Source organism: Streptomyces sp. NPDC020965 (assembly GCF_044333555.1).
Taxonomy (GTDB): domain Bacteria; phylum Actinomycetota; class Actinomycetes; order Streptomycetales; family Streptomycetaceae; genus Streptomyces.
Window position 1 is genome coordinate 138,903 of record NZ_JBIRRE010000003.1, and the last position, 25,312, is coordinate 164,214.

Sequence of the window (25,312 nt, forward strand, 5' to 3'; positions counted from 1 at the left end):
AGAGCGGGGGTCGTCTCTCCGGCCGACTCGGGGGGGGAGGAGCCGGACCGGGTTAGCACGGTCGCGAACGATCCGTGACTTCCATGGTGTACCCGAGAGCCTTCTCAAGCAAACCCACACGCCCGAGCGTACGCCGAATGGCGGGCACCTATGCTCTGCTCGTGGAAAACCACTCCTTGCCTCGCGCAGCCGCGTTCTTTGACCTGGACAAGACGGTCATTGCGAAGTCTTCGACGCTGACCTTCAGCAAGTCCTTCTACCAAGGCGGCCTGATCAACCGGCGAGCCGTACTGCGGACCGCCTATGCCCAGTTCGTGTTTCTCGCGGGCGGTGCCGACCACGACCAGATGGAGCGGATGAGGGAGTACCTCTCCGCCCTCTGTAAGGGCTGGAACGTCCAACAGGTGAAAGAGATCGTCGCCGAGACCCTGCACGATCTGATCGACCCGATCATCTACGACGAAGCCGCGTCCCTCATCGAGGAGCACCACACCGCGGGCCGTGACGTGGTCATCGTCTCCACCTCGGGTGCAGAGGTGGTCGAGCCGATCGGTGAGCTGCTGGGCGCGGACCGGGTGGTGGCCACCCGCATGGTGGTCGGCGCCGACGGCTGCTTCACCGGTGAAGTCGAGTACTACGCCTACGGGCCGACAAAAGCAGAGGCCATCAGAGAACTGGCCGAGTCCGAGGGATATGACCTTTCCCGCTGCTACGCCTACAGCGATTCCGCCACCGATGTGCCGATGCTGGAGTCAGTCGGCCATCCCTACGCCGTGAATCCCGACCGTGCACTGCGCCGCGAGGCGACCGCGCGCGACTGGCCGATTCTCGTCTTCAACCGGCCGGTCCGGCTGAAGCAGCGGCTGCCCGCATTCTCCCTGCCGCCGCGCCCCGCACTGGTGGCCGCCGCCGCGGTGGGCGCCGCCGCAGCGACCGCGGGTCTCGTCTGGTACGCCAGCCGACGCCGCAGCGCGGCGGCCCAGATCGCCGCGACTGCCACCGTGAAGGAGGTCGTGAACCGCTTCGCCCGTATTTGAACCCAAAAGTAAAGAACTCGGGCCAGGGGTTCCGCTTCCCCGCGCGCTGGAGTACAAAGGAGTCAACGGCCCGCGAGACCATGGATATCCGAGAGGATCACCTAGAAACGCATAAAGGCCCCACGGACCGAGCATGGAAGCTAGGCACCCACGCGACGTCGACCCGTCGAATACGGGCCAGCCGCACCAGGTGACGGGCAGAAGTTCCCGACCTGATGGGCAATTTTCGAGGACGCTTGGTAACCCGGTGGACATGCCAGCGGCGGTACCGATCCGGTGCCGCCGCAACCCTGTCCGGGGCCGGTACCTCGCCAGGCGCCACCCGAACCCCGCTCGGAATCGCCCCACCCGGAGCGGCCGCAACCCCGCCCGGAGCGGCCACTCCGCCCGAGGCCGCATCCCTGCCCGGTAGCACCGCACCCCCGCCCGGAGCGGCATCCTCCCCGAGGCGGGAACCCTGCCCGGGGCAGCTCTCCTCAGGCCGGCGGCGAACCGCAGAGCGCTCCCCCGCCCACCTTTCGGACGCGGTTCAGGCGGCGCCGCGCTGAAGCGCCTCACAGACCGCCGTCGACTCCCTGACACCCAACTCCACCGCGCGCCCGCAGTGCGCGATCCAGGCCGCCATGCCCTCAGGCGTCCCGGACAGATAACCGTCCAGAGCCGCCACGTACGCCGCCCGCCCCTGTTCCGCGTGGCCGACCTCGGCGGGGCAGATGGACTTGGGGTCGAGTCCGCTGCCTACCAGCGCGACCCGCTCGGCGGCCCGTGCGACCAGTCCGTTGTGGGAGCCGAAGGGCCGTAGCGCCAGCAGTTCGCCGTGCACCACGGACGCGGTCACGAGCGCGGGAGCGGAGCCGCCCGCGATGATCAGTTCGGCCAGCCCGTCCAGCCGTCCCGCCACCTCGCCCGCACCCGGCAGGGGCGCCTCGATCAGCGGCTCGTCGACCGGTTCGCCGGCCAGTCGGGGACGGCCCACGGTCTCGTCCTCCGCGGCCCCGCCCGCCGCGATCAGATGCAGCCGCGCCAGCACCCGCAGCGGAGACTGACGCCAGACGGTGAGGAGTTGACCGGCCTCGGCCGTCAGCCGCAGCGCCGCACCGACCGTGCGGGCTTCGGGCTCACCCCTGAAGTCCGTCCGTCGGCGCACCTCTTCCAGCGCCCAGTCGGCCCCGGAGAGCGCGGCGGAGGCCCGCGCCCCGCGCAGAGCCGCTTCCGAGGTGATCTCGTTGCTTCGCCGCCGCATCACCCGGTGCCCGTAGCCACGGTCAACGGCCTTGCGTACGGAGTCCACGGATTCGGCGACGCCCGGCAACGCACCGAGGGCGGCGAGAGGATCGGCCGGCGAGGCATTCGTGCTCATGGGCAGCGAGGCTACGCGCCCTCGGCGCACGCCCTGCCATGGAGTGGTCTTCTTCACGCCGCTTGACAGCACCCCGCTGTCGAACCACTACCCTAGGTGAACATGAAGATCGCTTTCGTAGGGAAGGGCGGCAGCGGGAAGACCACGCTGTCCTCGCTCTTCATTCGCCATCTGGCCGCCAATGAGGCGCCCGTCGTCGCGGTGGACGCCGATATCAACCAGCATCTCGGGGCCGCGCTCGGTCTCGACGACGCGCAGACCGCCGCGCTGCCCGCCATGGGCGCGCAGTTGCCGCTGATCAAGGACTACCTCCGAGGCTCCAACCCCCGGATCACATCAGCCGAGACAATGATCAAAACCACCCCGCCCGGGGAGGGGTCACGGCTGCTGCGGGTCGACGAGGACAACCCGGTCTACGACGCCTGCGCCCGTACGGTCCCGCTCGACGACGGAGACATCCGGCTGATGGCGACCGGCCCCTTCAACGAGTCCGACCTCGGGGTGGCCTGCTACCACTCCAAGGTCGGGGCGGTGGAGTTGTGCCTCAACCATCTCGTCGACGGACGGGATGAATACGTGGTCGTTGACATGACGGCCGGGTCGGACTCATTCGCGTCCGGGATGTTCACCCGCTTCGACATGACGTTCCTGGTGGCCGAACCGACCCGTAAGGGTGTCTCCGTCTACCGTCAGTACAAGGAGTACGCACGGGACTTCGGCATCGCCCTGAAGGTCGTCGGGAACAAGGTGCAGGGCCAGGACGACGTGGACTTCCTGCGCGAGCAAGTGGGTGACGACCTACTCGTCGCCATGGGGCACTCCGACTGGGTACGAGCGATGGAGAAGGGCCGGCCGCACCCCTTCGAGCTGCTGGAGGCGGACAACCGGATGACCCTGCAGACCCTCCAGAACGCCGCCGAGGACTCGTACGAACAGCGCGACTGGGAGCGGTACACCCGCCAGATGGTGCACTTCCACCTGAAGAACGCGGAGAGCTGGGGGAACGCGAAGACCGGGACGGATCTGGCGGCGCAGGTCGACCCCGGCTTCGTACTCGGTGAGTGGACGACGGAGGTGAGTGCCGCACTGCCCGCCTGACCCCTGCCGAGCCCCCCGCCTAACCCCCGGCCGGGGATCCGCGGGAGCGATGAAGGCCGTGGGGCCGCGCCGCCCACTCATCCGGCGCGGCCCCACGGACCGGCCCGACTCCACGGACCACCGAACCCGGGCCGGCCGCGCCCACCGGACACCCAGGCCCACCGGCCAACCAAACGCGCCGGCCAACCAAACGCGCCGGGCGACCAGGCGCGCCGGGCGACCAGACCCGCCAGGACCTACAGCGTGGGTCGCACCGGCCCGCCCGCCACCACCCCACTCCGTACGGTCCCGTCCGCCGCACCCGCCCCATCGGCAGCCACCCCGCGCTTGGCGGGCTCGGCCCGTCCACCGGCCGGGGCCACGGACGGGGCCGCGAGGAAGTTCTCCCAGCCCCCCTTCGGCGCCTCGCCGACCTTCAGCGTCCGCATTTTCGCCAGCGCCCGAGGGTCCTGGGCATCGAGCCAGTCGGCGAGCTGCCGGAAGGACACGCACTGCACGTCCTTCTTCACACAGACCGTCGCGATCGTCTGTTCGATGGCACGCATATAGGTGCCGCCGTTCCAGGACTCGAAGTGGTTGCCGATGATCAGTGGGGCGCGGTTCCCCTGGTAGGCCCGGTCGAATCCCGCGATCAGGCCGTCCCGCATCTGATTGCCCCAGTAGGCGTGCGAGGCGGGGTCCCCCTTGACCGTGCCGGACTGGTTGATCATGAAGTTGTAGTCCATGGTCAGCGTCTCGAAGGACCGCCCCGGCACCGGGACCAACTGGAGCGAGAGGTCCCACACCCCGAGGTCCTTCTCGGGCCAGATCTGGTCGTTGACGCCACTGGTGTCGTAGCGCAGCCCCAGTTCGTGGGCGGCGCGTACGAAGTTGGTACGACCTTCCAGGCACGGGGTGCGGGCGCCGACCAGCTCCTTGTCGTAGTCGAACGGCAGCGGCGGCTCGTTCTTCAGCCCCGCGTTGGTCTTCCAGTTCTTCACGAAGGACTTGGCCTGGCTGATCTCGCTCTTCCACTCCTCGACCGACCAGGTGCCGACCCCGCCGTCCGCGCCACAGAAGTGGCCGTTGAAGTGGGTGCCCACCTCATTGCCCTCCTGCCAGGCGCCGCGCAGCTCGCGCACGGTGTCTTTGATCCCCTGAACGTCGTTGAAACCGATGTCGGAACGCCCGGCGGAGTGCTGTGGCGGCATGTACAGCGTCGACTTCTCCTCGGGGAGCAGGTACACGCCGCTGAGGAAGTAGGTCATCGTGGCGTCGTACTTCTTGCCGACCTTGCGGAAGTGGGAGAAGAGTTTCTGACTGTCCTCACCCGCGCCGTCCCAGGAGAAGACCACGAACTGCGGCGGCCGCTGACCGGGTTTCAGCCGCTGAGGTCTGAGCTGCCCCGGCTGGGTGCCGGTGAAGGCGGTGGAACCGTCGCCGATCAGCCGCGGCGCGACCTTGGGCGCACCGGCCTTCTTGGCTCCGGGCGCGCCCTCGTTCTGGCCGGCCCGGTCGGATCCGGAACAGCTCGCGAGTCCCGCGATCAGGGCCGTGGTGACGGCTCCCACGGCGACCCTCTGTGCGGCGGCCTTCATCCATCCACCTCTTTCGTATGACTTTGTGTTTTTCGTACTGGCGTCGATGGCGCCGACAAAGTCGCATCGAGGTGCTGGGAGGGCGGCCACGACGAGCCGCATTAACCGGATTAATCACTTGAAAGAGTGAAACGTTCCCCTATTTGCTCAAAAAATAATGCCGCACTCTTTACTCTCCATTACGATCCATTTACTGAGCGTTGAGAATCCCGCTGCTGCACGCCGTGACCCACGGCCGCGTCCCCCGCATTCCGCGACCGCGCTGCCCCGGAGGAGACGGGAACCATGTCTGCTTGCGTCCCCACCCGAAACACCGGAAACAACCACGACACCGGCATCGGCGCCCCCGAGGCCGATCCCCCCGGAGTCGACCCGCGACAGCTCCACGCCCCACCCCCGGGCGCCGGCCCGGGCCGCTTCCGTATCGCGGGCGCCGATTTCTCGGCCTCGATCTCCGTGTTCCTGATCGCGCTGCCGCTCTCGCTGGGCATCGCGCTCGCCACCGGTGCCCCCCTCCAGGCCGGGCTGGTGGCCGCCGCCGTCGGCGGTCTCGTCGTCGGCCGGTTCGGCGGGGCGCCGCTCCAGGTCAGCGGCCCGGCCGCCGGGCTGACCGTGGTCACCGCCGATCTGATCCAGCAGTACGGCTGGCGGATCACCTGCGCCATCACCGTGCTCGCCGGCTGCGCCCAACTCGGTCTGGCCGCGCTGCGGGTCGCCCGCTCGGCCCTCGCCGTCAGCCCGGCGATCGTGCACGGAATGCTCGCCGGTATCGGCCTCACGATCGCCCTGGCGCAGCTCCACATCGTGCTCGGCGGGACCCCCCAGAGCTCGGCGCCGGACAATCTCATCGCCCTGCCGGACCAGTTGACGGGCCTGCGGGCGGACACGCTCTCCGTGGGCGTGCTGTGCGTAGCCGTCCTGCTGGTGTGGCCGCGCATCCCCGGCCGGGCCGGGCGGGTGCTGCGGAGGATCCCGGCCACCCTCGCGGCCGTCGGGGCCGCCACGGCGCTCACCCTGATCGCCGGTGTGCGACTGCCCCGGGTCGACCTGCCGTCCTGGAGCAGTCACGCCCTGCCCTCGCTGCCCGAAGGACCGGTGCTCGGACTCATCGCCGCCGTCCTCACCATCACCCTGGTGGGCAGCGTGGAATCACTGCTGTCGGCGGTGGCGGTCGACAAGCTGGTGGCGGCGCGCAAGGCACCGGCCGTGCGCATCCCGCGCGCCCGGCTCGACCGGGAGCTGGCCGGGCAGGGCGCGGCCAATATGGTCTCCGGCGCGCTCGGCGGGCTGCCCATCACCGGCGTCGCCGTGCGCAGTTCGGCGAATGTGGCGGCCGGTGCGGTGAGCCGTCACTCCACCATGCTGCACGGCTTCTGGGTCGTGCTGGCCGCCCTGCTGCTGGTGCCGGTGCTCGATCTGATCCCGCTGGCCGCACTCGCCGCGCTGGTGATGTTCGTCGGCGTCAAGATGGTCAACATCGCCCATCTGCGCAGCGTCCGGCGCAACCGCGAACTCCTGGTGTATGCGGTGACCTCGGTCTCCGTCGTCGCCACCGGTGTGCTGGAAGGGGTGGTGATCGGGATCGGGGTCGCGGTCGCCGTCGCACTGCACCGCCTGACCAGGACCCGGATCACCGAGGAGCGGCGGGAGGGCTTCCACCGGGTCGGGGTGCGCGGCCAGTTGACGTTCCTCGCCGTACCCCGGCTGAGCAGGGCGCTCGGCCAGGTGCCCGCGGGCAGCGACTGCGTGGTCGAGTTGGACGGTTCCTTCATGGATCACGCGGCGTACGAGGCACTCCACGACTGGCAGGCGTCCCATGTGGCGCAGGGCGGTTCGGTGGAGTTCACCGGCCGGGCCGGGGGCCGGATCAGCGAGCCCGCCTCGGAGACCCACGGCTGCTGCCGCCCCTGGACCCCCTGGCGCAACCACCACTGCGAGGACCGCCCCCACCGAGCCACGGCGCACCGGCTGGCGGACGGCCTCAGCTCCTTCCAGCGCGATACGGCCCCGCTGGTACGGGACGAGTTGGCGCGGCTGGCGCGGGAGGGACAGCAACCCTCGCACGCCTTCCTCACCTGCTCGGACTCCCGCCTGGTCACGAGCATGATCACGGCCAGTGGCCCCGGCGACCTGTATACGGTGCGCAATATGGGCAATCTGGTGCCGTTGCCGGGCGCGGAGAGTGGTGACGACTCGGTGGCGGCGGCCATCGAGTACGCGGTCGACGTGCTGAAGGTGGACTCGATCACCGTCTGCGGGCACTCCGGGTGCAGTGCCATGCAGGCCCTGCTCGCCACCCCGCCGACCGGTGCGCAGACCCCGCTGCGGCGGTGGCTGCGGCACGGCAGGCCGAGTCTGGAGCGGATGCGCAGCCGGCACCGCTCCTGGGCGCGGATCTCCGGCAGGCTGCCCACCGACGCCCTGGAGCAGCTCTGTCTGACCAATGTGGTGCAGCAGTTGGAGCACCTGCGCGCCCATGAATCGGTCGCCCGGCGCCTGGCCGACGGCACGCTGAAGTTGCACGGCATGTACTTCCATGTCGGCGAGGCCCAGGCGTATCTGCTGGCCGGCAGCGACGAGCACGCGTTCGACGCGGTCTTCGACCGGGTCCGGCCCGCGTCCTCCGCACTGGTGCACGCGCGCGGCTGAACCAATCCCCGGCGCCATCCGTGGAAGTGTGTGGCCTCTCCTTCCCCCCGCCAGGGGAGGAGGGGCCACCGGCGCACCGCCAAGGGCTCGACCACCGGCGACTGACGGCACTGGTCAGGCCCTCGGCTGACGACCACCGACCGCGCACCGGCCGATGCGTCGATCAGCCGTGGTGACAGGTCTAAACCAATTATCGGAAGGCCCTTGTCACCCGGCCCTCCGGCTGGTGAGCTATGGCTTCGGACACATACGCACAGAGGACGCCCTGGGAAAGGGAGATGTCGTGAGCAACGAAAGCCTGGCCAACCTGGTCAAGGAGGAGATGGGAGCATGAGCGAGCAGTCTTCCCTTTCCAACCTGCTCAAGGAAGAGCGGCGGTTCGCGCCGCCCGCCGAGCTGGCCGCCAACGCCAATGTGACAGCAGAGGCGTATGAGCAGGCCGACGCGGACAGGCTTGGCTTCTGGGCCGAGCAGGCGCGGCGCCTCACCTGGGCCACGGAGCCGACCGAGACCCTCGACTGGAGCAATCCGCCCTTCGCAAAGTGGTTCGCGGACGGCGCGCTCAATGTCGCGTACAACTGCGTGGACCGCCATGTGGAGGCCGGTAACGGCGACCGGGTCGCGATCCACTTCGAAGGCGAGCCCGGCGACAGCCGCTCCCTCACCTACGCCCAGCTCAAGGACGAGGTCTCGCGCGCCGCGAACGCCCTCACCGAGCTGGGGGTCCACAAGGGCGACCGGGTCGCCGTCTATCTCCCGATGATCCCCGAGGCCGCCGTGGCCATGCTGGCGTGCGCCCGCGTCGGCGCCGCGCACTCGGTGGTCTTCGGCGGCTTCTCCGCCGACGCGGTCGCCTCCCGCATCCAGGACGCCGACGCCAAGCTCGTCATCACCGCTGACGGCGGCTACCGCCGAGGCAAGCCGAGCGCGCTCAAGCCCGCGATCGACGCGGCCGTCGCCAAGTGCCCGCAGGTCGAGCACGTGCTGGTGGTCCGACGCACCGGCCAGGAGACCGCCGTCACCGAGGGCCGCGACGTCTGGTGGCACGACATCGTCGACCGCCAGTCCAGCGAGCACACCCCGGAGGCGTTCGAGGCCGAGCACCCGCTCTTCATCCTCTACACCTCCGGCACCACCGGTAAGCCGAAGGGCATCCTGCACACCTCCGGCGGCTACCTCACCCAGGCCGCGTACACGCATCACGCCGTGTTCGACCTCAAGCCGGAGACCGACGTCTACTGGTGTACGGCCGACATCGGCTGGGTGACCGGCCACTCGTACATCGTCTACGGACCGCTGGCCAACGGCGCGACCCAGGTCATGTACGAGGGCACCCCCGACACCCCGGACCAGGGGCGGTTCTGGGAGATCGTGCAGAAGTACGGGGTGACCATCCTCTACACGGCGCCCACCGCGATCCGGACGTTCATGAAGTGGGGGGACGACATCCCCGCCAAGTTCGACCTGTCCAGCCTGCGCGTCCTCGGCTCGGTCGGTGAGCCGATCAACCCGGAGGCGTGGATCTGGTACCGGGAGCACATCGGCGCCGGGGTGACGCCGATCGTGGACACCTGGTGGCAGACCGAGACCGGCGCGATGATGATCTCGCCGCTGCCCGGCGTCACGGCGACCAAGCCCGGCTCGGCGCAGCGCGCGCTGCCCGGTATCGCCGCGACGGTCGTGGACGACGAGGCCCGGGAAGTGCCGGACGGCGGCGGGGGCTATCTGGTCCTCACCGAGCCGTGGCCGTCGATGCTGCGCACCATCTGGGGCGATGACCAGCGGTTCATCGACACGTACTGGTCGCGCTTCGAGGGCAAGTACTTCGCGGGCGACGGCGCCAAGAAGGACGACGACGGCGATATCTGGCTGCTCGGCCGGGTGGACGACGTCATGCTGGTCTCCGGCCACAACATCTCCACGACCGAGGTCGAGTCCGCGCTGGTCTCACACCCCAAGGTCGCCGAGGCCGCCGTGGTCGGCGCCAACGACGCGACGACCGGCCAGGCGATCGTCGCCTTCGTCATCCTGCGCGGTACGGCGTCGGAGGACGAGGGGCTGGTGGCGGAGTTGCGCAACCACGTCGGGGCGGTGCTCGGCCCGATCGCCAAGCCCCAGCGGATCCTGCCGGTGGCGGAGCTGCCGAAGACCCGTTCCGGCAAGATCATGCGCCGGCTGCTGCGCGATGTCGCGGAGAACCGCCAGCTCGGCGATGTCACCACGCTCACGGACTCCTCGGTGATGGACCTGATCCAGACCCGGCTGCCGGGCGCGTCCTCGGAGGACTGAGGAAGGCTGAGGAGGGCTGAGGAGGGACTGACCCTCCGGTGACCCTCGTACGGGCACCCGGCGCACCTCGCGCCGGGTGCCCGTCGCCATACCCGGCCGACGGGGGCTCCCCCGCCCGTACGGGACCCCCGCCCGTACGGGAAGAGAACAGGTCCCGCACCAGGCGAAACGGCCCCGCACCGCGGACAGCAGGGCCCGCACGGGCGGAAGCAGGACCCGACCCGCTGTCCGTGGGGCCCCACGGACACACGGCCCCACGGAAAGCGGGTCCGCGACGGCAGGCGGGGCCAGGACGGCAGCCACAGAGCGGGCGGCCGCATTCCCGCATAGGGTGAGAAACGGCAAAGATCACCAGATATGCACCGTACCTCTCACTCCCGCGCTCCCCGGGTGCCCCTCACACCTCTTACGCCTCTTGAGTGACTCGCGCGTTCCTTGGGTAGGGTGAGGACCGCGTCAAGAACGTGACAACAAATCAAAGGTGCGCCGGGAAGTCTGGTCGGCATGTGATCCGCCATGCCCGACCCACCGGAGGTTTCCCTGATGCCCGCGCCCAGTTCCCGTAAGTTCCTCGGCCGGCTGTCGCTGCCCGAGCGCACCTTCGTGACGAACGCCCTGCGGACCGAGACCGTCGGTGGCGTCCTCCTCCTCATCGCCGCCATCGCCGCGCTGATCTGGGCGAACACCCCCCTCTCCGACAGTTACGACGCGCTGCGCGACTTCCACATAGGCCCCGCGTCGCTCGGCCTGGACCTGTCGATACAGCACTGGGCCGCCGACGGACTGCTCGCCATCTTCTTCTTCGTCGCGGGCATCGAGCTGAAGCGCGAACTGGTCGCCGGCGAACTGCGCGACCCCAAGGCGGCCGCCCTCCCGGTGATCGCCGCGCTCTCCGGAATGGCCGCGCCCGCACTGGTCTACCTCGTGGTCACCACCGTCGGCGGCGGCTCCACCAGCGGCTGGGCCGTCCCCACCGCCACCGACATCGCCTTCGCGCTCGCCGTCCTCGCCGTCATCGGCACCTCACTGCCGTCCGCGCTCCGCGCCTTCCTGCTGACGCTCGCCGTCGTCGACGACCTCTTCGCGATCCTGATCATCGCGGTCTTCTTCACCAGCGAACTGAACTTCGCGGCCCTCGGCGGCGCCGTGCTCGGGCTCGTCGTCTTCTGGGTGCTGCTGCGCAAGAACGTACGGGGCTGGTACGTGTACGTCCCGCTGGCCCTCGTCATCTGGGGCCTGATGTACAACAGCGGCGTCCACGCCACCATCGCCGGTGTGGCCATGGGCCTGATGCTGCGCTGCACCCGCCGGGAGGGCGAGGAGCACTCCCCCGGCGAGCACATCGAACATCTCGTACGCCCCCTGTCGGCCGGGCTCGCCGTACCGCTGTTCGCCCTCTTCTCGGCCGGTGTCGCCATCTCCGGCGGAGCCGTCGGAAACGTCTTCACCCAGCCGGAGACCCTCGGTGTCGTCCTCGGTCTGGTGATCGGCAAGGCTCTCGGCATCTTCGGCGGCACCTGGCTGGCGGCCCGCTTCACCCGCGCCGAGCTGAACGAGGAGCTGGCCTGGCCGGACGTCTTCGCCGTCGCCACCCTCGCCGGCATCGGCTTCACCGTCTCACTCCTCATCGGCGAACTCGCCTTCGCCGACGATCCGGCCCTCACCGACGAGATCAAGGCCGCGGTCCTGATCGGTTCCCTGATAGCCGCCGTGTGCGCGGGGATTCTGCTCAAATTGCGGGTACGCAAGTACCGGGCGCTCGTCGAGAACGAGGACCGCGACGACGACCAGGACGGCATCCCCGACATCTATGAGCAGGAGAACCCGGACTACCACTTGCGGATGGCCGACATCTACGAGAAGAAGGCCGCCGAGCACCGTCGTCTCGCCGAAGTGGCGGGGGCGTCGCGCGCCGACGGCGACCGTCCGGCATGATCTGATGTCGGACCCCGGAAGTTTTCGGAGAAGTCCGGAAAAGTCTCGGACCGGGAGTCTCTGACCCCGGGTCCCGGACCCAGAAGCCTCGGACCCCAGGAGAGAGGGAGCAGCGATGAGCGACCCCGGCACCAGTGCCGAGCGCAGTCTCGGCCAGCTGGTGGCCTCGGCGACCGCCGAGATGTCCGCACTCGTGCACGATGAGATCGCGCTGGCGAAGGCGGAGATCCGACAGGACGTCAAGCGCGGGGCCATCGGTTCCGTGGCCATAATCATCGCGGGCGTGCTGGCGCTCTTCTCCCTGCCGGTGTTCAGCTTCGCGGCGGCGTACGGGATCCACAACCTGGGCCTCGGTCTCGCCTGGTCCTTCCTGATCGTGGGCGGGGCGTTCGTCGTCCTGGCCGCGCTGCTGGCGCTGCTGGCCGTCGCCAAGTTCAAGAAGGTCAAGCCGCCGGAGAAGTCGATCGCATCGACCAAGGAGACGGCCGCCGTACTCCAGAGCGTCAAGCCGCACACCCGGGAGTCGCGGGTGGAGATCTCGGCCTGAGCCCGAGCCTTCCCCCCCTGTCGCGCGGCGGCGGCGGGGCGCACGGCCCGCCCGGGGGACGCTTTCGGCCCCCCGCGCCCGCACCGGACGGACGCGACAACACGGAGTCCCCGGGTGTGGCACGCTCGTCCTCATGACGGCCCCTGATACCGGTACCGGTAGCCCCGTGCGCATCGAAGGTCCCTGGACCCATCGCGACGTGGCGGCCAACGGCGCCCGCTTCCACATCGCCGAGATGGGGGACGGGCCGCTGGTGCTCCTCCTCCACGGCTTTCCGCAGTTCTGGTGGACCTGGCGGCACCAGTTGACCGCGCTGGCCGACGCGGGCTACCGGGCGGTGGCGATGGATCTCCGCGGGGTCGGCGGCAGCGACCGTACGCCGCGCGGCTACGACCCCGCCAACCTCGCGCTCGACATCACCGGGGTGGTGCGCTCGCTCGGCGAGCCGGACGCGGCGCTGGTCGGACACGATCTCGGCGGCTATCTGGCCTGGACGGCGGCGGTGATGCGGCCGAAGCTGGTGCGTCGGCTGGTGGTGTCCTCGATGCCGCACCCCCGGCGCTGGCGCTCGGCGATGGTCTCCGACTTCTCGCAGAGCCGGGCCGGTTCGTACATCTGGGGATTCCAGCGGCCGTGGCTGCCGGAGCGCCGGCTGGTCGCGGACGACGCGGCCCTGGTCGGCGAGTTGATCCAGGAGTGGTCCGGTCCGAACCCGCCCGACGATGCGGAGCTGGCGGTCTATCGCCGGGCGATGTCCATCCCGTCGACGGCGCACTGCTCGATCGAGCCGTACCGGTGGATGGTGCGGTCGATGGCACGGCCGGACGGGATCCAGTTCAACCGCCGGATGAAGCGGCCGGTGCGGGTGCCGACGCTGCATCTGCACGGCTCGCTGGATCCGGCGATGCGGACCCGCAGCGCGGCGGGCTCCGGCGAGTACGTCGAAGCGCCCTACCGCTGGCGGCTGTTCGACGGCCTCGGGCACTTCCCGCACGAGGAGGACCCGGCCGCGTTCTCAGCGGAGCTGGTCAACTGGCTCCGGGACCCCGAGCCCGACCGGTAGCCGGGCGCCCCCCGGCGGGAGCGCCCGGAACGGGTGATCCGGCGCGCGCCACGGCTCTTCCCGTACCCACCGGAAACGCTTGTACGACGAACAGCCAATTGCCCGGCGCATACGCCAATTGGCCGCCCCTGACGCGGTTACCGACCTTGGGCCACGGGCAGACGTCCCGGTATGGGCTGGACGTACGACTACGGTGACGCGACAGGCAACCGTCGCTCGGCCAATGGGCCGAGCACCCACAACAGTGAGAGCCCGCAAGTCCGGGGCCATGACCACGCGGCGCAGGTGATCGGGATTCCTCGCATTCTGAGGCGTCGCGCGCGCTGGATGTCCGCCCGACTCCGGCATACCCGAAGCTGACACCCGCGGTGAGGCCGGGGGGAGCCCGGTCGGGGCCGGTGCGTCAGCAGGGATACGAGTCCTGGGGGAGCGGGCCATCGGCTCCGCCCGAGCACGATCGTCAGATCGCGCACCCCTGAGTGTCCACCTGCTGGTTGGCCGCCAGACCCGCCGAGATGTCACCGGCGATCTCGTCCACCGTCAGGGCGTAACCCGTGTCCGGGTCGTCCAGCGAGCGGGCGAAGATGACCCCGTACACCTCACCGTCGGTGGTCAGCAGCGGTCCGCCCGAATTCCCCTGACGGACCGTGGTGAACAGCGAGTAGACATCGCGGCTCACCGTGCCACGGCGGTAGATGTCGGGGCCGTCGGCGTTGATCCGGCCGCGGACACGGGCGGACCGGACGTCGTACGAGCCGTTCTCGGGGAAGCCGGCGACGATCGCGCTGTCCCCGGTGCGCGCGTCGTTGTCGGCGAACTGCAGCGGCTTGGCGCGGAGGTTCGGGACGTCCAGTACGGCGATGTCGCGCCGCCAGTCGTAGAGCACGACCTTCGCGTCGTACAGCCGGCCCTCGCCGCCTATCTGCACGGTCGGTTCATCGACGCCGCCGACGACATGCGCGTTGGTCATGACCCGGCGGTCGCCGAAGACGAAGCCGGTGCCTTCGAGGACCTTGCCGCAGCTCTCCGCCGTGCCCACGACCTTGACGATGGACTGCTTGGCGCGGGCGGCGACCGGGCTGCCCACCAGCGCCGGGTCCGGAGCCCGGACCTCCTTGATCGTCTCATTGGCGAACGGGCTGAAGACCTGGGGGAAACCGTTCTGCGCGAGGACGGAGGAGAAGTCCGTGAACCAGGTGGACGCCTGGGGGGGCATCACCCGGGCGACGCCCAGCAGGACCTTGGAGTTACGGACCTCCTTGCCCAGGGTGGGCAGCGTCGTGCCGGCCAGCGCGGACCCGATCAGCCAGGCCACCAGCAGCATCGCGACCACATTGACCAGCGCGCCCCCGGTGGCGTCCAGGGCCCGCGCGGGCGACCAGGTGATGTGCCTGCGCAGCTTGTTGCCGAGGTGGGTGGTGAACGCCTGGCCGACCGAGGCACAGACGATCACGATGATGACGGCGACGACCGCCGCGGTGGTGGACACCTCGGAGTCGTTGGTCAGCTCGTCCCAGAGGACGGGGAGGAGATAGACCGCGACCAGTCCGCCGCCGAGGAAGCCGATCACCGACAGGATGCCGACGACGAAGCCCTGTCGATAGCCCACGATCGCGAACCACACGGCCGCGACCAGCAACAGGATGTCGAGCACGTTCACCGTCATTAGCCTCGCAGTTTCATCGCCGGGGCGGTCCCGGAGGGTCAGCCTGTCATGCGCGCCAGTCGAGCGGGAGTCGTCTGGCCTGGTCCCAGGGGCGCTCCCAGCCGGCGAAGTGCAGGATGCGGTCGATCACACCGGCCGTGAAACCCCAGACCAGCGCTCCCCCGACGGTGAACGCCGGACCGGTGTGACCACTGGGGTGTACGGAGGTGGCGCGGTTGGCCGGGTCCGTGAGATCTGCCACGGGGACGGTGAAGACGCGGGCCGTCTCGGCGAGATCGACCGCGCCGACCGGGGTCGGTCGGTGCCACCAGCCCAGGACGGGTGTCACGACGAAACCGCTCACCGGGATGTAGAGCTTGGGCAGCACACCGAAGACCTGGACACCGGCAGGATCGAGCCCGGTCTCCTCCTCGGCCTCGCGCAGCGCCGCCCGCAGCGGACCGCTGGTCGCCGGGTCGCCGTCCTCTGGGTCCAGGGCGCCGCCGGGGAAGGCCGGCTGCCCCGCGTGCGAGCGCAGTGTCCCGGCCCGCTCCATCAGCAACAGCTCGGGGCCGGACCGGCCCTCGCCGAAGAGCACCAGGACGGCGGACTGACGGCCCCGGCCGCTCGCGGGCGGCAGGAACGCGCTGAGCTGCTCGGGCGCGACGGTGTCCGCGGCGCGCACCACCGGGTGGAGCCACCGGGGCAGCCCGTCGGCGGTGACGGTCACCTCGCCCACGGTGGGCCGCCGCTCCCCGTGGGCACCCGCCGAACGGCTCACGCCGGGACCGCCCGCGCCATCGACCCGAGCGGCACCGCGCGTCCTGACAGCGCCATCGGCTCTACCCGCACCACCCGCGCCATCGATTCTGTCCGCATCCCCATCCGCATCCGCTCCCGCGTATGTCTCTTCTCCTGTGCGCATGGGCACCCCCTCATTCACAACGCACCAGAGCGCACGGATCGTTCCGTCAGCCCGTCTCGTCGGCGGTCGTCGCCCCCAGCGGTGGGGCCGGCTTGCCCGGATAGTCCGGCGGCGGGCTGAGCCGCTGGCCGGGCTGCCCGCCCAACTCGTACTTCAGGAGCTTCTTCGCCTTCTCCGGGTCCGTCTCCCCCTCCCCATATGACGGGCAGAGGTGCGCGATCGGACAGGCCCCGCAGGCGGGCTTGCGCGAATGACAGATGCGGCGGCCGTGGAAGATCACCCGGTGCGAGAGCATCGTCCACTCGGACTTGGGGAAGATCGCGGCGATATCGGCCTCGACCTTCTCCGGCTCCTCCCGATCCGTCCACTTCCAGCGGCGGACCAGCCGGCCGAAGTGGGTGTCCACGGTGATCCCGGGGACCCCGAAGGCATTGCCGAGCACCACGAACGCCGTCTTGCGGCCCACCCCCGGCAGGCTCACCAGATCCTCCAGCCGGCCGGGCACCTCCCCGCCGAAGGTGTCCCGCAGGGCGGTGGAGAGGCCGAGCAGGGATCTGGCCTTGGCCCGGAAGAAGCCGGTGGGGCGGATGATCGCCTCCAACTCCTCGGGGGCCGCAGCCGCCATGTCCTCGGGCGTCGGGTACTTCGCGAAGAGCGCGGGGGTCGTCTGGTTGACCCTCAGGTCGGTCGTCTGGGCGGAGAGGACCGTGGCGACGAGCAGCTCGAAGGGGTCGCGGAAGTCCAGCTCGGGATGGGCGTACGGATAGACCTCGGCCAGCTCGCGATTGATCCGGCGCGCGCGGCGGACCATCGCCAGCCGGGTCTCGGGCTTGCGCGGCCGGTCAGGTCTGTTCGACCGGGGGACGGGCTTGTGCGAACCGGAACGGCCCGAGGGGCGCGCGGGACCCTCGGGACTAGTTTCTGCTTTAGGCTGTTTTGTGGCTTTTGTGCCACCCGTCGGGGACTGTTCGCCCACAGCGGAATCCTGCTTGGCGGACACTCTTTCAGCCCCCCTGGCCTGCGCTCTCACCGGCGAATTGGACACTCCGCAAGCCTACGGTCCACCACTGACATCCGCCCCGGTCACCGGCAATCAGGACCCAATCGGGCCCCTGCCGCACGAACAGGCGCTCCAGTGCGTCAGACTTGTTGTGATTGATCGCACGAATATTTACTTGCCAGGGGTCCACCAAGGCCAGACTGTCCTACGCGGTGTCCCCCGGACCGGCACAGTGCGGTCCGGCATCATGGGGGGCCACTGGTCCCTGAGCAGGTCGACAAGGAGAGAACTCGTGGACGACGTTCTGCGGCGCGCCCCGCTCTTCGCGGCGCTCGATGATGAGCAGGCAGCGGAGCTCCGCGGCTCGATGAGTGAGGTGACGCTCGCCCGCGGCGACGCTCTCTTCCACGAGGGCGACCCCGGCGACCGCCTCTATGTGGTGACCGAAGGCAAGGTCAAGCTGCACCGCACCTCACCCGACGGCCGCGAGAACATGCTCGCCGTCCTCGGCCCCGGCGAGCTGATCGGCGAGCTGTCCCTGTTCGACCCGGGCCCGCGCACCGCGACCGCCAGCGCGCTGACCGAGGTGAAGCTCCTGGGCCTCGGCCACGGAGACCTCCAGCCCTGGCTGAACGCCCGGCCCGAGGTGGCCACCGCGCTGCTGCGCGCCGTCGCCCGCCGGCTGCGCAAGACCAATGACCAGATGTCCGACCTGGTCTTCTCGGATGTGCCGGGCCGTGTCGCCCGCGCACTCCTCGATCTGTCGCGCCGCTTCGGCGTGCAGTCGGAGGAGGGCATCCACGTCGTTCACGATCTGACCCAGGAAGAGCTGGCCCAGCTCGTCGGCGCCTCCCGCGAGACGGTGAACAAGGCGCTCGCCGACTTCGCCCAGCGCGGCTGGCTGCGCCTGGAGGCGCGTGCGGTGATCCTGCTGGACGTGGAGCGGCTCGCCAAGCGTTCGCGCTAGGTCCTGTCCGGGCGATCTTCGAGGGTCAGCCCGCGGCGTCAGATGCATGGGGCCTCCCCGGGCCCGCAAGGGCCGAGGCATGGGGCCTCCCCAGGCCCCACGGGCCTAGGGGACGTGCCGTCGCAGTCCGTCGCGGGCCCGACAAGACCGCTCGACAGGGCCTAGCCGCACCGGCGTACGAACGCGGCGGCCACGGCGACGCGAGAGCTCAGCGACACCGCCAGCCACCCCCGCACAGTGCGACGACAAGCGACACACCGAAGGGCCGCCCCGGAAGGCATCGGGACGGCCCTTCGCCGTACCCGCCCGGGCGCCGCGCGGAAGGCCGCCCGGCCCCGTACCACTGGCCTTGCCCGCGCGGCCCCGTACGACCGGCCCGTACGACCTGCCTCGTACCGGCCCCGTACGCCCTGCCTCGTACCGGCCCCGTACGCCCGGCCCCGTACGACCTCAGAAGGCTCCGTACGCCCCGGAGGCTCCCGTACGGGCCTTCCCGGCCCCGGGGGAAGCGCGCGGAGCGCGGGATCGGGCAGGATCAGGCAGGGGCGCTCCGGGGTGCGGAGCCGGGTCGGATCAAGGGTGCGGGGCCGGGTCAGATCAGACCGTGCTCCCTCAGGTACTCCAGCTGCGCCCGCACCGACAGTTCCGCCGCGGGCCACAGCGAGCGGTCGACATCCGCGTACACCAGCGCCACCACGTCCGCCGCCGAGCGATGACCGTTCTCGACGGCGGTCTCCACCTGAGCCAGCCGGTGCGCGCGGTGCGCCAGATAGAACTCGATCGCGCCCTGCGCGTCATCCAGTACGGGCCCGTGGCCCGGCAGGACGGTACGCACCCCGTCGTCCACCGTCAGCGAGCGCAGCCGGCGCAGCGAATCGAGATACTCACCGAGCCGGCCGTCCGGATGCGCGACCATCGTCGTACCGCGCCCGAGGACGGTGTCCCCGGTCAGCACGGCGCGATCGGCGGGCAACTGGAAGCAGAGTGAGTCCGAGGTGTGGCCCGGCGTCGACACCACCCGCAGCTCCAGACCGCCCACCTCGATCACCTCGCCCGACGCGAGCCCCTCGTCGCCGAGGCGCAGCGCGGGGTCGAGCGCGCGGACCTTCGTACGGGTCAGTTCGGCGAAGCGCCCCGCGCCCTCGGCGTGGTCGGGGTGACCGTGGGTCAGCAGGGTGAGCGCGATCCGCTTCCCGGCCCGCTCGGCGGTGGCGACGACATGCCGGAGGTGCGCCTCGTCCAGGGGGCCGGGGTCGATGACGACCGCCGCCTCCGCATCGGGCTCGGAGACGATCCAGGTGTTGGTGCCGTCGAGCGTCATGGCCGACGGGTTGGGCGCGAGGACATTGGTCGCGCGGGCGGTGGCGGGGCCGGAGAGCACTCCGCCACGGGGCTGTCCGGGCAGTGCGGCGGCTTCGGTCATGTCCCGGCCACCGGGCCCGTCACGGCGGCTGTCACGGCGGCTGTCACGGCGGCTGTCACGGCGGCTGTCACGGCGGCTGTCACGGCGGCTGTCGACGTCGGCGTACCCGCCCCGGTGGGCGTACCCCGTACCCCACCGTCCCGCCGCGGATTCCTGATGTGCGCCCCACCGGGCCTCATCGTGGTCCGCCAGCCGGAATGCGCTTGGTGAACTCGTCGTGGCCGGGCCAGCTCAGCACCAGCTCGCCGGCCACGAGCCGCGCCGTGGCCAGTACGGGGGCGAGGTCCCGCCCGTCCGCCGCGCCGACCGCTTCGGCGGCGGTCGCGTACGGGGTGAGCGCGCGCAGCGTGGAGACCGTCGGCGGCATCATCAGTAGTTCTCCGCGCTCATAGCCCGCGACGGCGGCGGCCGGCAGCGTCCACACCGTACGGTCCGCCTCCGTGGAGGCGTTCCGGGTGCGCTGCCCCTCGGGAAGGGCGGCGGCGAAGAACCAGGTGTCGTAGCGGCGCGGTTCGAACTCGGGGGTGATCCAGCGCGCCCACGCGCCCAGCAGGTCCGAACGCAGCACCAGCCCGCGCCGGTCCAGGAAGTCCGCGAAGGACAGGGTCCGGTCGACCAGCGCCTGCCGGTCGGCCTCCCAGTCCTCGCCCGTCGTATCGCCGATCACCGTCTCCGGGGTGCGGCCCGCGAGGAGGACACCCGCCTCCTCGTACGTCTCCCGGACCGCCGCGCAGACCACGGCCTGCGCCGATGCCTCATCCACCCCGAGCCGGGCGGCCCAGACGGCGAGCGGGGGCCCCGCCCAGCGGACCGGCCGGGAGTCGCGATCGTCCACGCCACCGCCCGGATAGGCGTACGCGCCTCCGGCGAAGGCCATGGAGACGCGTCGGCGCAGCATATGGACGGCGGGGCCGTCCGCCGTGTCACGGAGCAGCATCACGGTGGCGGCCCGCTTCGGGGCGGCGGGCGTGAGATCGCCGCGCGCGAGTGCGCGGATCCGGTCCGGCCACTCGGGTGGGTACCACTGACCTTGGGACATGGGCGGATGGTAAACGGTCACCGGTGGATGTTCGAGAGGGCACAGCCCTCCACCGAGGGCCGCCCCCGCCGTGCCCCCGCCGCCGGCCGTGGGCGGGACAGCGGGAGCACCGGTCCCCCCGCCCCGGAAAGAGGCCGGCCCCGCCGCCACCGATCTGTCGGTGGCGGCGGGGCCGGCCGCTCCTGGTGCCGATGGCCCTTCCGGAGAAGGGCGGCCCACTCGCTCAGTCCTGCGGACGTGGCCTACTGGCTCAGTCCTGGACGAGTTCCACCTGGATCTCGACCTCGACGGGCGCGTCCAGCGGGAGGACCGCGACGCCCACCGCGCTGCGCGCGTGCACACCCTTGTCGCCGAGGACCTCGCCCAGCAGTTCGCTCGCCCCGTTGAGGACGGCGGGCTGGCCGGTGAAGTCGGAGGCGGACGCCACGAACCCGACGACCTTCACCACCCGGGCGATCCGGTCCAGATCACCAGCGACCGACTTCACGGCGGCCAGCGCGTTCAGCGCACAGGTGCGGGCCAGTTCCTTGGCCTCGTCGGGGGTGACCTCGGCGCCCACCTTGCCGGTGACCGGAAGCTTGCCCTCCACCATCGGTAGCTGGCCGGCCGTGTAGACGTACGGCCCCGAGATCACGGCCGGCTGATAGGCGGCCAGCGGCGGTACGACGTCGGGCAGCGTCAGGCCCAGCTCGGCGAGCCTGGCCTCGACGGCGCCGCTCACGACGCCCGCTCCCGCTTCAGATACGCCACGAGCTGCTCGGGGTTGTTCGGGCCGGGAACGACCTGGACGAGCTCCCAGCCGTCCTCGCCCCAGGTGTCCAGAATCTGCTTGGTCGCGTGCACGAGAAGGGGCACGGTCGCGTATTCCCACTTGGTCATGGAGGCGACTGTAGCCGGAGGCCGTGGCCGTTCCGCACCCACCGCCCACGGCGGCGACCGGGCGACGCGGGCCGGCCGGCGTGACGCAGCCCGCACCTTCCTCGTGCGTAGGGCGCGCCTCGACTGGTTAGGCTCGAATGTGTGAGCAGGCTCCAGGTCGTCAGTGGCAAGGGCGGCACCGGTAAGACCACGGTCGCCGCCGCCCTCGCGCTCGCCCTCGCGACCGAGGGAAAGCGGACTCTCCTCGTCGAGGTCGAGGGGAGGCAGGGCATCGCGCAGCTCTTCGAGACGGAAGCGCTTCCGTACGAGGAGCGGAAGATCGCCGTCGCCTCGGGCGGTGGCGAGGTGTTCGCCCTGGCCATCGATGCCGAGCGGGCACTCCTCGACTATCTCCAGATGTTCTACAAACTCGGCAGCGCGGGCCGCGCCCTCAAGAAGCTCGGCGCCATCGACTTCGCGACGACCATCGCGCCCGGGGTGCGGGACGTCCTGCTGACCGGCAAGGCGTGCGAAGCCGTCCGCCGCCGGACCAAGCAGGGCGGGTACGCGTACGACTACGTCATCATGGACGCCCCGCCCACCGGCCGGATCACCCGGTTCCTCAATGTGAACGACGAGGTGGCCGGGCTGGCGAAGTTCGGCCCGATATACAACCAGGCCCAGGCCGTGATGCGGGTGCTCAAGTCCCCGCAGACGGCGGTGCATCTGGTGACGCTGCTGGAAGAGATGCCGGTCCAGGAGACCGCGGACGGCGTCGCCGAGCTGCGTGCCGCCGATCTCCCGGTCGGCGGGGTGATCGTGAACATGGTCCGCCCGCACATCCTGGACGAGGAAGCGGTGCGCACCGCGGCGGGCGAGCGGCGCGCGGACATCGCCGAAGCACTGACGGCGGCCGGGGTGAGCGGCGCGGCGGGCCTCGTCACCCCCCTGCTCGACCAGGCGGTGGATCACGCGGAGCGCGTGGAGCTGGAGCGGGAGCAGCGGTCGGCGCTGAGCCGGCTGGAGCTGCCGTCGTACGAGCTGCCGCTGCTCAGCGAGGGCGTCGATCTCGCCGGGCTCTATCAACTGGCGAAGGAACTGCGGAAGCAAGGGACCGGTTCATGACCCTGGACTCGTCGGTGACACCGCTCGAAATCGACCCGCTCCTCGATGATCCGGCCACCCGCATCATCGTGTGCTGCGGCTCGGGCGGTGTCGGGAAGACGACGACGGCGGCGGCGCTCGGGGTACGGGCGGCGGAGCGCGGGCGCCGGGTCGTCGTGCTGACCATCGACCCGGCCCGGCGGCTGGCCCAGTCGCTGGGGATCGACTCGCTGGACAACACTCCGCGCCGGGTGAAGGGCATAGAGGACCGGGGCGCCACCACTGCCACCGCGCCAACGTCCGCGTCCATGTCCAAGCCCGCGTCCGACCCGGCCCCGGACGCCGGCACCGCCGCCGACGCCGACGCCTCGGACGTGCCCGATGGGCGGCCCGCCGGAGAACTGCACGCCATGATGCTCGATATGAAGCGGACCTTCGACGAGGTCGTCGAGGCGCACACCGACGCCGAACGGGCCCGCGCGATCCTGGAGAACCCCTTCTACCAGTCCCTGTCGGCCGGGTTCGCGGGCACGCAGGAGTACATGGCGATGGAGAAGCTGGGCCAGCTACGGGCCCGGGACGAGTGGGACCTCATCGTCGTCGACACTCCCCCGTCGCGCAGCGCGCTGGACTTCCTGGACGCGCCGAAGCGGCTGGGGTCGTTCCTGGACGGGAAGTTCATCAAGCTGCTGGTGGCACCGGCGAAGATGGGCGGCCGGGCGGGGATGAAGTTCCTCAATGTCGGCATGTCGATGATGACGGGAACCCTCGGCAAGCTGCTGGGGGGTCAGTTGCTGCGGGACGTCCAGACCTTCGTGACGGCCATGGACACGATGTTCGGCGGCTTCCGCACCCGGGCTGACGCCACCTACCGGCTGCTGCAGGCGCCCGGTACGGCGTTCCTGGTGGTGGCGGCTCCGGAGCGGGACGCGCTCCGGGAGGCGGCGTACTTCGTGGAGCGGCTGGCGGCGGAGGAGATGCCGCTCGCCGGGCTGGTGCTCAACCGGGTCCACGGCAGTGGTGCCGCGCGGTTGTCTGCCGAACGAGCACTCGCTGCGGCGGAAAATCTTGCCTCGGAAATTAGATCAGAAAATCTTGACGCCGATGGCATTGTCGATCAGGGGCACGGGAAGACTGGTGTCTGTGAGACCACGGGCGCCTCTCCCGAAACCCCGCCCGCGGACCACATCGCGCACCAGACCCCCGAGCATCGCGACACCCCACAGCAGCGCCTTGATCAAACCCAGCACGCGGCGGACGAGTCGGCAGTAGCGGACGAGCACGCGGCAGACCGGAGCGTACCCACGGAGCAGCCGGCGTCCGTCAGGCAGTACACCACCGAGCAATTGACGGCGGGCCTGCTCCGGCTCCACGCCGAAAGGATGCGGGTTCTCGCACGTGAGCAGCGGACGCGTGATCGCTTCACCGCGCTTCACCCCGAGGTGGCGGTGGCCCAGGTGGCCGCCCTGCCCGGTGACGTACACGATCTGGCAGGACTGCGGGCCATCGGCGACCAACTCGCCTCCGGCGCGGCCAGGTAGGCCACTTCACCGCCGTCAGCCACTTCACCGTCATCAGCGGGATCAGCGCGATCAGGGGGAAACGAGTGACCGCGGCCCGTCTCCCCACACCGTGACATCGACGACTTCGACGACGGCGGGGCGCGACAACACCCGCCGACCGCGTACGGACGCCCCGTACCCAGGACGCCGACACGCCGACACACGCCATTCCGACACACAGCTCGCCGATACGCAGCACCCCAGCACATTGCGCGCTGATACACCGCGCATCAACACACAGCTCGCCAACACACAGCACAGCAGCAGCACACAGTTGGGCACGCCCACTACGGTCTACGCACCGTGCGGCACCATCCATGAACCAGCGTCGCGGCAGCGCTCATGGAGTACGGACGCTCATGGGGCACGAGCGTTCATGGATCACGGGCCCACGCGAGGCGGGGCCCGGCATACGCGGGCGGGCGGACTACCCCACCGCCGCGTACGTCACATAGGTCTCGTCGCTGTCGAGGCCCACCGGCAGAATGCCCGCGCTGCGTTCGTACTCGGTGCGCGCGGTTTCGAGGAGTCTGCGCCAGGAGGTGACCGTGGGACGTCTACGCAACAGCGCGCGCCGCTCCCGCTCGGTCATCCCACCCCACACCCCGAACTCCACACGGTTGTCGAGGGCATCGGCCAGGCATTCGGTCCGCACCGGGCAACCGGTGCACACCGCCTTGGCCCTGTTCTGCGCTGCCCCTTGTACGAACAGTTCATCCGGATCGGTAGTGCGGCAGGCTGCCTGCGCACTCCAGTCGGTTACCCAGCCCATCCCGGCGCCGTCCTCTCCCGAATCGAGGCTCCCCCACGGCGGCAGCGGCATATTCAGCGCTGCCAGTTGAGGACGTTACGGAAGGTGGGCACAGCGCAACACCCCCTTCGGGCCCAATCTTGAATGGCCCGAACGGACTATGCGTACGCGGCAGATCACCCGGGGGAGTGACCTGCGGACATACAGGACATTCCCGATGAACCGGGATGCATCAGCCAGGTCCTGGGATGCTTCAGTCGTGTCACGGTGACCACCGGACGGAACATGAAGTCTATTTAGCTTGAATTCGGACGCCGACCGTCGGATTGCGCTTCCCTCGCGGCCGTCACCGTCATGACTAGGGCCGCGCCGGGGGCATGCCGCTGGATTCCGGGAATGCCGTGTTACGAACGTGATACAAAACCGCACTGCTGTGACAGTTGAGAGCAGCTTAGGCCAATGCCTATACGCGTGTCCGGCGAA

Annotated in this window: 21 protein-coding genes; 11 read left to right on the plus strand and 10 right to left on the minus strand. The window is 70.2% G+C overall.

Features of this window, described 5'->3' with window-relative positions:
• Positions 1–137: 137 nt before the first annotated feature.
• On the plus strand, positions 138–1,037 hold the full coding sequence (locus ACH4S7_RS11015; RefSeq protein ID WP_398520836.1) for an HAD family hydrolase: 900 nt from the start codon (positions 138–140) through the stop codon (positions 1,035–1,037).
• Positions 1,038–1,566: 529 nt separating this feature from the next.
• Here ACH4S7_RS11015 and ACH4S7_RS11020 read toward each other — a convergent pair.
• On the minus strand, positions 1,567–2,397 hold the full coding sequence (locus ACH4S7_RS11020) for an oxidoreductase (protein WP_398520837.1): 831 nt from the start codon (positions 2,395–2,397) through the stop codon (positions 1,567–1,569).
• Between the two features lie 102 nt (positions 2,398–2,499).
• On the opposite strand from ACH4S7_RS11020, the gene ACH4S7_RS11025 reads away from it, so the two are divergent.
• Positions 2,500–3,495 carry an ATP-binding protein gene (locus tag ACH4S7_RS11025; RefSeq protein WP_398520838.1) on the plus strand — a complete coding sequence of 332 codons (996 nt, stop codon included), beginning with the start codon at positions 2,500–2,502 and terminating at the stop codon, positions 3,493–3,495.
• Between the two features lie 236 nt (positions 3,496–3,731).
• Here ACH4S7_RS11025 and ACH4S7_RS11030 read toward each other — a convergent pair whose 3' ends face one another.
• Entirely contained in the window at positions 3,732–5,072 is a 1,341-nt protein-coding gene (locus tag ACH4S7_RS11030; protein ID WP_398520839.1) for a hypothetical protein, read from the minus strand.
• A gap of 285 nt (positions 5,073–5,357) precedes the next feature.
• Here ACH4S7_RS11030 and ACH4S7_RS11035 point away from each other — a divergent pair, with 285 nt between their 5' ends.
• The 6 genes from ACH4S7_RS11035 (at position 5,358) to ACH4S7_RS11060 (ending at position 13,915) form a co-directional block, all read left to right on the plus strand.
• Complete coding sequence (locus tag ACH4S7_RS11035; RefSeq protein ID WP_398520840.1) at positions 5,358–7,721, plus strand: SulP family inorganic anion transporter; 2,364 nt, start codon at positions 5,358–5,360, stop codon at positions 7,719–7,721.
• Positions 7,722–8,051: 330 nt separating this feature from the next.
• Entirely contained in the window at positions 8,052–10,010 is a 1,959-nt protein-coding gene (gene acs, locus ACH4S7_RS11040) for an acetate--CoA ligase (protein ID WP_398520841.1), read from the plus strand.
• A 543-nt stretch (positions 10,011–10,553) separates the two neighbouring features.
• Positions 10,554–11,945 (plus strand): Na+/H+ antiporter NhaA, encoded by a 1,392-nt coding sequence (gene nhaA / locus ACH4S7_RS11045; protein WP_398520842.1) that lies wholly within the window; start codon positions 10,554–10,556, stop codon positions 11,943–11,945.
• A gap of 115 nt (positions 11,946–12,060) precedes the next feature.
• Complete coding sequence (locus ACH4S7_RS11050; protein ID WP_398520843.1) at positions 12,061–12,492, plus strand: phage holin family protein; 432 nt, start codon at positions 12,061–12,063, stop codon at positions 12,490–12,492.
• A gap of 133 nt (positions 12,493–12,625) precedes the next feature.
• Positions 12,626–13,555 (plus strand): alpha/beta fold hydrolase, encoded by a 930-nt coding sequence (locus ACH4S7_RS11055; RefSeq protein WP_398520844.1) that lies wholly within the window; start codon positions 12,626–12,628, stop codon positions 13,553–13,555.
• Between the two features lie 171 nt (positions 13,556–13,726).
• Positions 13,727–13,915: a hypothetical protein gene (locus tag ACH4S7_RS11060; protein ID WP_398520845.1), complete on the plus strand. Its 189-nt coding sequence runs from the start codon at positions 13,727–13,729 to the stop codon at positions 13,913–13,915.
• Positions 13,916–14,015: 100 nt separating this feature from the next.
• On the opposite strand, the gene ACH4S7_RS11065 is transcribed toward ACH4S7_RS11060, so the two are convergent.
• The 3 genes from ACH4S7_RS11065 to nth all read right to left on the minus strand — a co-directional run bounded on the left by ACH4S7_RS11065 (position 14,016) and on the right by nth (position 17,125).
• Positions 14,016–15,215 (minus strand): MarP family serine protease, encoded by a 1,200-nt coding sequence (locus tag ACH4S7_RS11065; protein ID WP_398520846.1) that lies wholly within the window; start codon positions 15,213–15,215, stop codon positions 14,016–14,018.
• A gap of 52 nt (positions 15,216–15,267) precedes the next feature.
• A complete protein-coding gene (locus ACH4S7_RS11070; protein WP_398520847.1) occupies positions 15,268–15,981 on the minus strand; it encodes an NUDIX hydrolase in 714 nt (237 codons plus the stop codon).
• 190 nt (positions 15,982–16,171) lie between these two features.
• On the minus strand, positions 16,172–17,125 hold the full coding sequence (gene nth, locus ACH4S7_RS11075) for an endonuclease III (RefSeq protein WP_398520848.1): 954 nt from the start codon (positions 17,123–17,125) through the stop codon (positions 16,172–16,174).
• A 292-nt stretch (positions 17,126–17,417) separates the two neighbouring features.
• On the opposite strand from nth, the gene ACH4S7_RS11080 reads away from it, so the two are divergent.
• A complete protein-coding gene (locus tag ACH4S7_RS11080; protein WP_398520849.1) occupies positions 17,418–18,092 on the plus strand; it encodes a Crp/Fnr family transcriptional regulator in 675 nt (224 codons plus the stop codon).
• 592 nt (positions 18,093–18,684) lie between these two features.
• On the opposite strand, the gene ACH4S7_RS11085 is transcribed toward ACH4S7_RS11080, so the two are convergent.
• The 4 genes from ACH4S7_RS11085 to ACH4S7_RS11100 all read right to left on the minus strand — a co-directional run bounded on the left by ACH4S7_RS11085 (position 18,685) and on the right by ACH4S7_RS11100 (position 21,433).
• Complete coding sequence (locus ACH4S7_RS11085) at positions 18,685–19,515, minus strand: MBL fold metallo-hydrolase (RefSeq protein WP_398520850.1); 831 nt, start codon at positions 19,513–19,515, stop codon at positions 18,685–18,687.
• A 175-nt stretch (positions 19,516–19,690) separates the two neighbouring features.
• Positions 19,691–20,554 carry an NUDIX hydrolase gene (locus ACH4S7_RS11090; RefSeq protein WP_398520851.1) on the minus strand — a complete coding sequence of 288 codons (864 nt, stop codon included), beginning with the start codon at positions 20,552–20,554 and terminating at the stop codon, positions 19,691–19,693.
• 250 nt (positions 20,555–20,804) lie between these two features.
• Positions 20,805–21,275, minus strand: coding sequence for a RidA family protein (locus ACH4S7_RS11095; protein ID WP_398520852.1), 471 nt, complete (start codon positions 21,273–21,275; stop codon positions 20,805–20,807).
• The gene (locus ACH4S7_RS11100) at positions 21,272–21,433 is read right to left on the minus strand and encodes a DUF4177 domain-containing protein (protein WP_356630092.1); all 162 of its coding nucleotides are present in this window, start codon (positions 21,431–21,433) and stop codon (positions 21,272–21,274) included. Before ACH4S7_RS11100 ends, ACH4S7_RS11095 begins: the two co-directional genes overlap by 4 nt.
• Positions 21,434–21,574: 141 nt before the next feature.
• On the opposite strand from ACH4S7_RS11100, the gene ACH4S7_RS11105 reads away from it, so the two are divergent.
• On the plus strand, positions 21,575–22,537 hold the full coding sequence (locus ACH4S7_RS11105) for an ArsA family ATPase (RefSeq protein ID WP_398520853.1): 963 nt from the start codon (positions 21,575–21,577) through the stop codon (positions 22,535–22,537).
• The gene (locus tag ACH4S7_RS11110) at positions 22,534–24,057 is read left to right on the plus strand and encodes an ArsA family ATPase (protein WP_398520854.1); all 1,524 of its coding nucleotides are present in this window, start codon (positions 22,534–22,536) and stop codon (positions 24,055–24,057) included. Before ACH4S7_RS11105 ends, ACH4S7_RS11110 begins: the two co-directional genes overlap by 4 nt.
• Before the next feature lie 448 nt (positions 24,058–24,505).
• On the opposite strand, the gene ACH4S7_RS11115 is transcribed toward ACH4S7_RS11110, so the two are convergent.
• A complete protein-coding gene (locus tag ACH4S7_RS11115; RefSeq protein ID WP_398520855.1) occupies positions 24,506–24,850 on the minus strand; it encodes a WhiB family transcriptional regulator in 345 nt (114 codons plus the stop codon).
• Between the last annotated feature and the right edge of the window lie 462 nt (positions 24,851–25,312).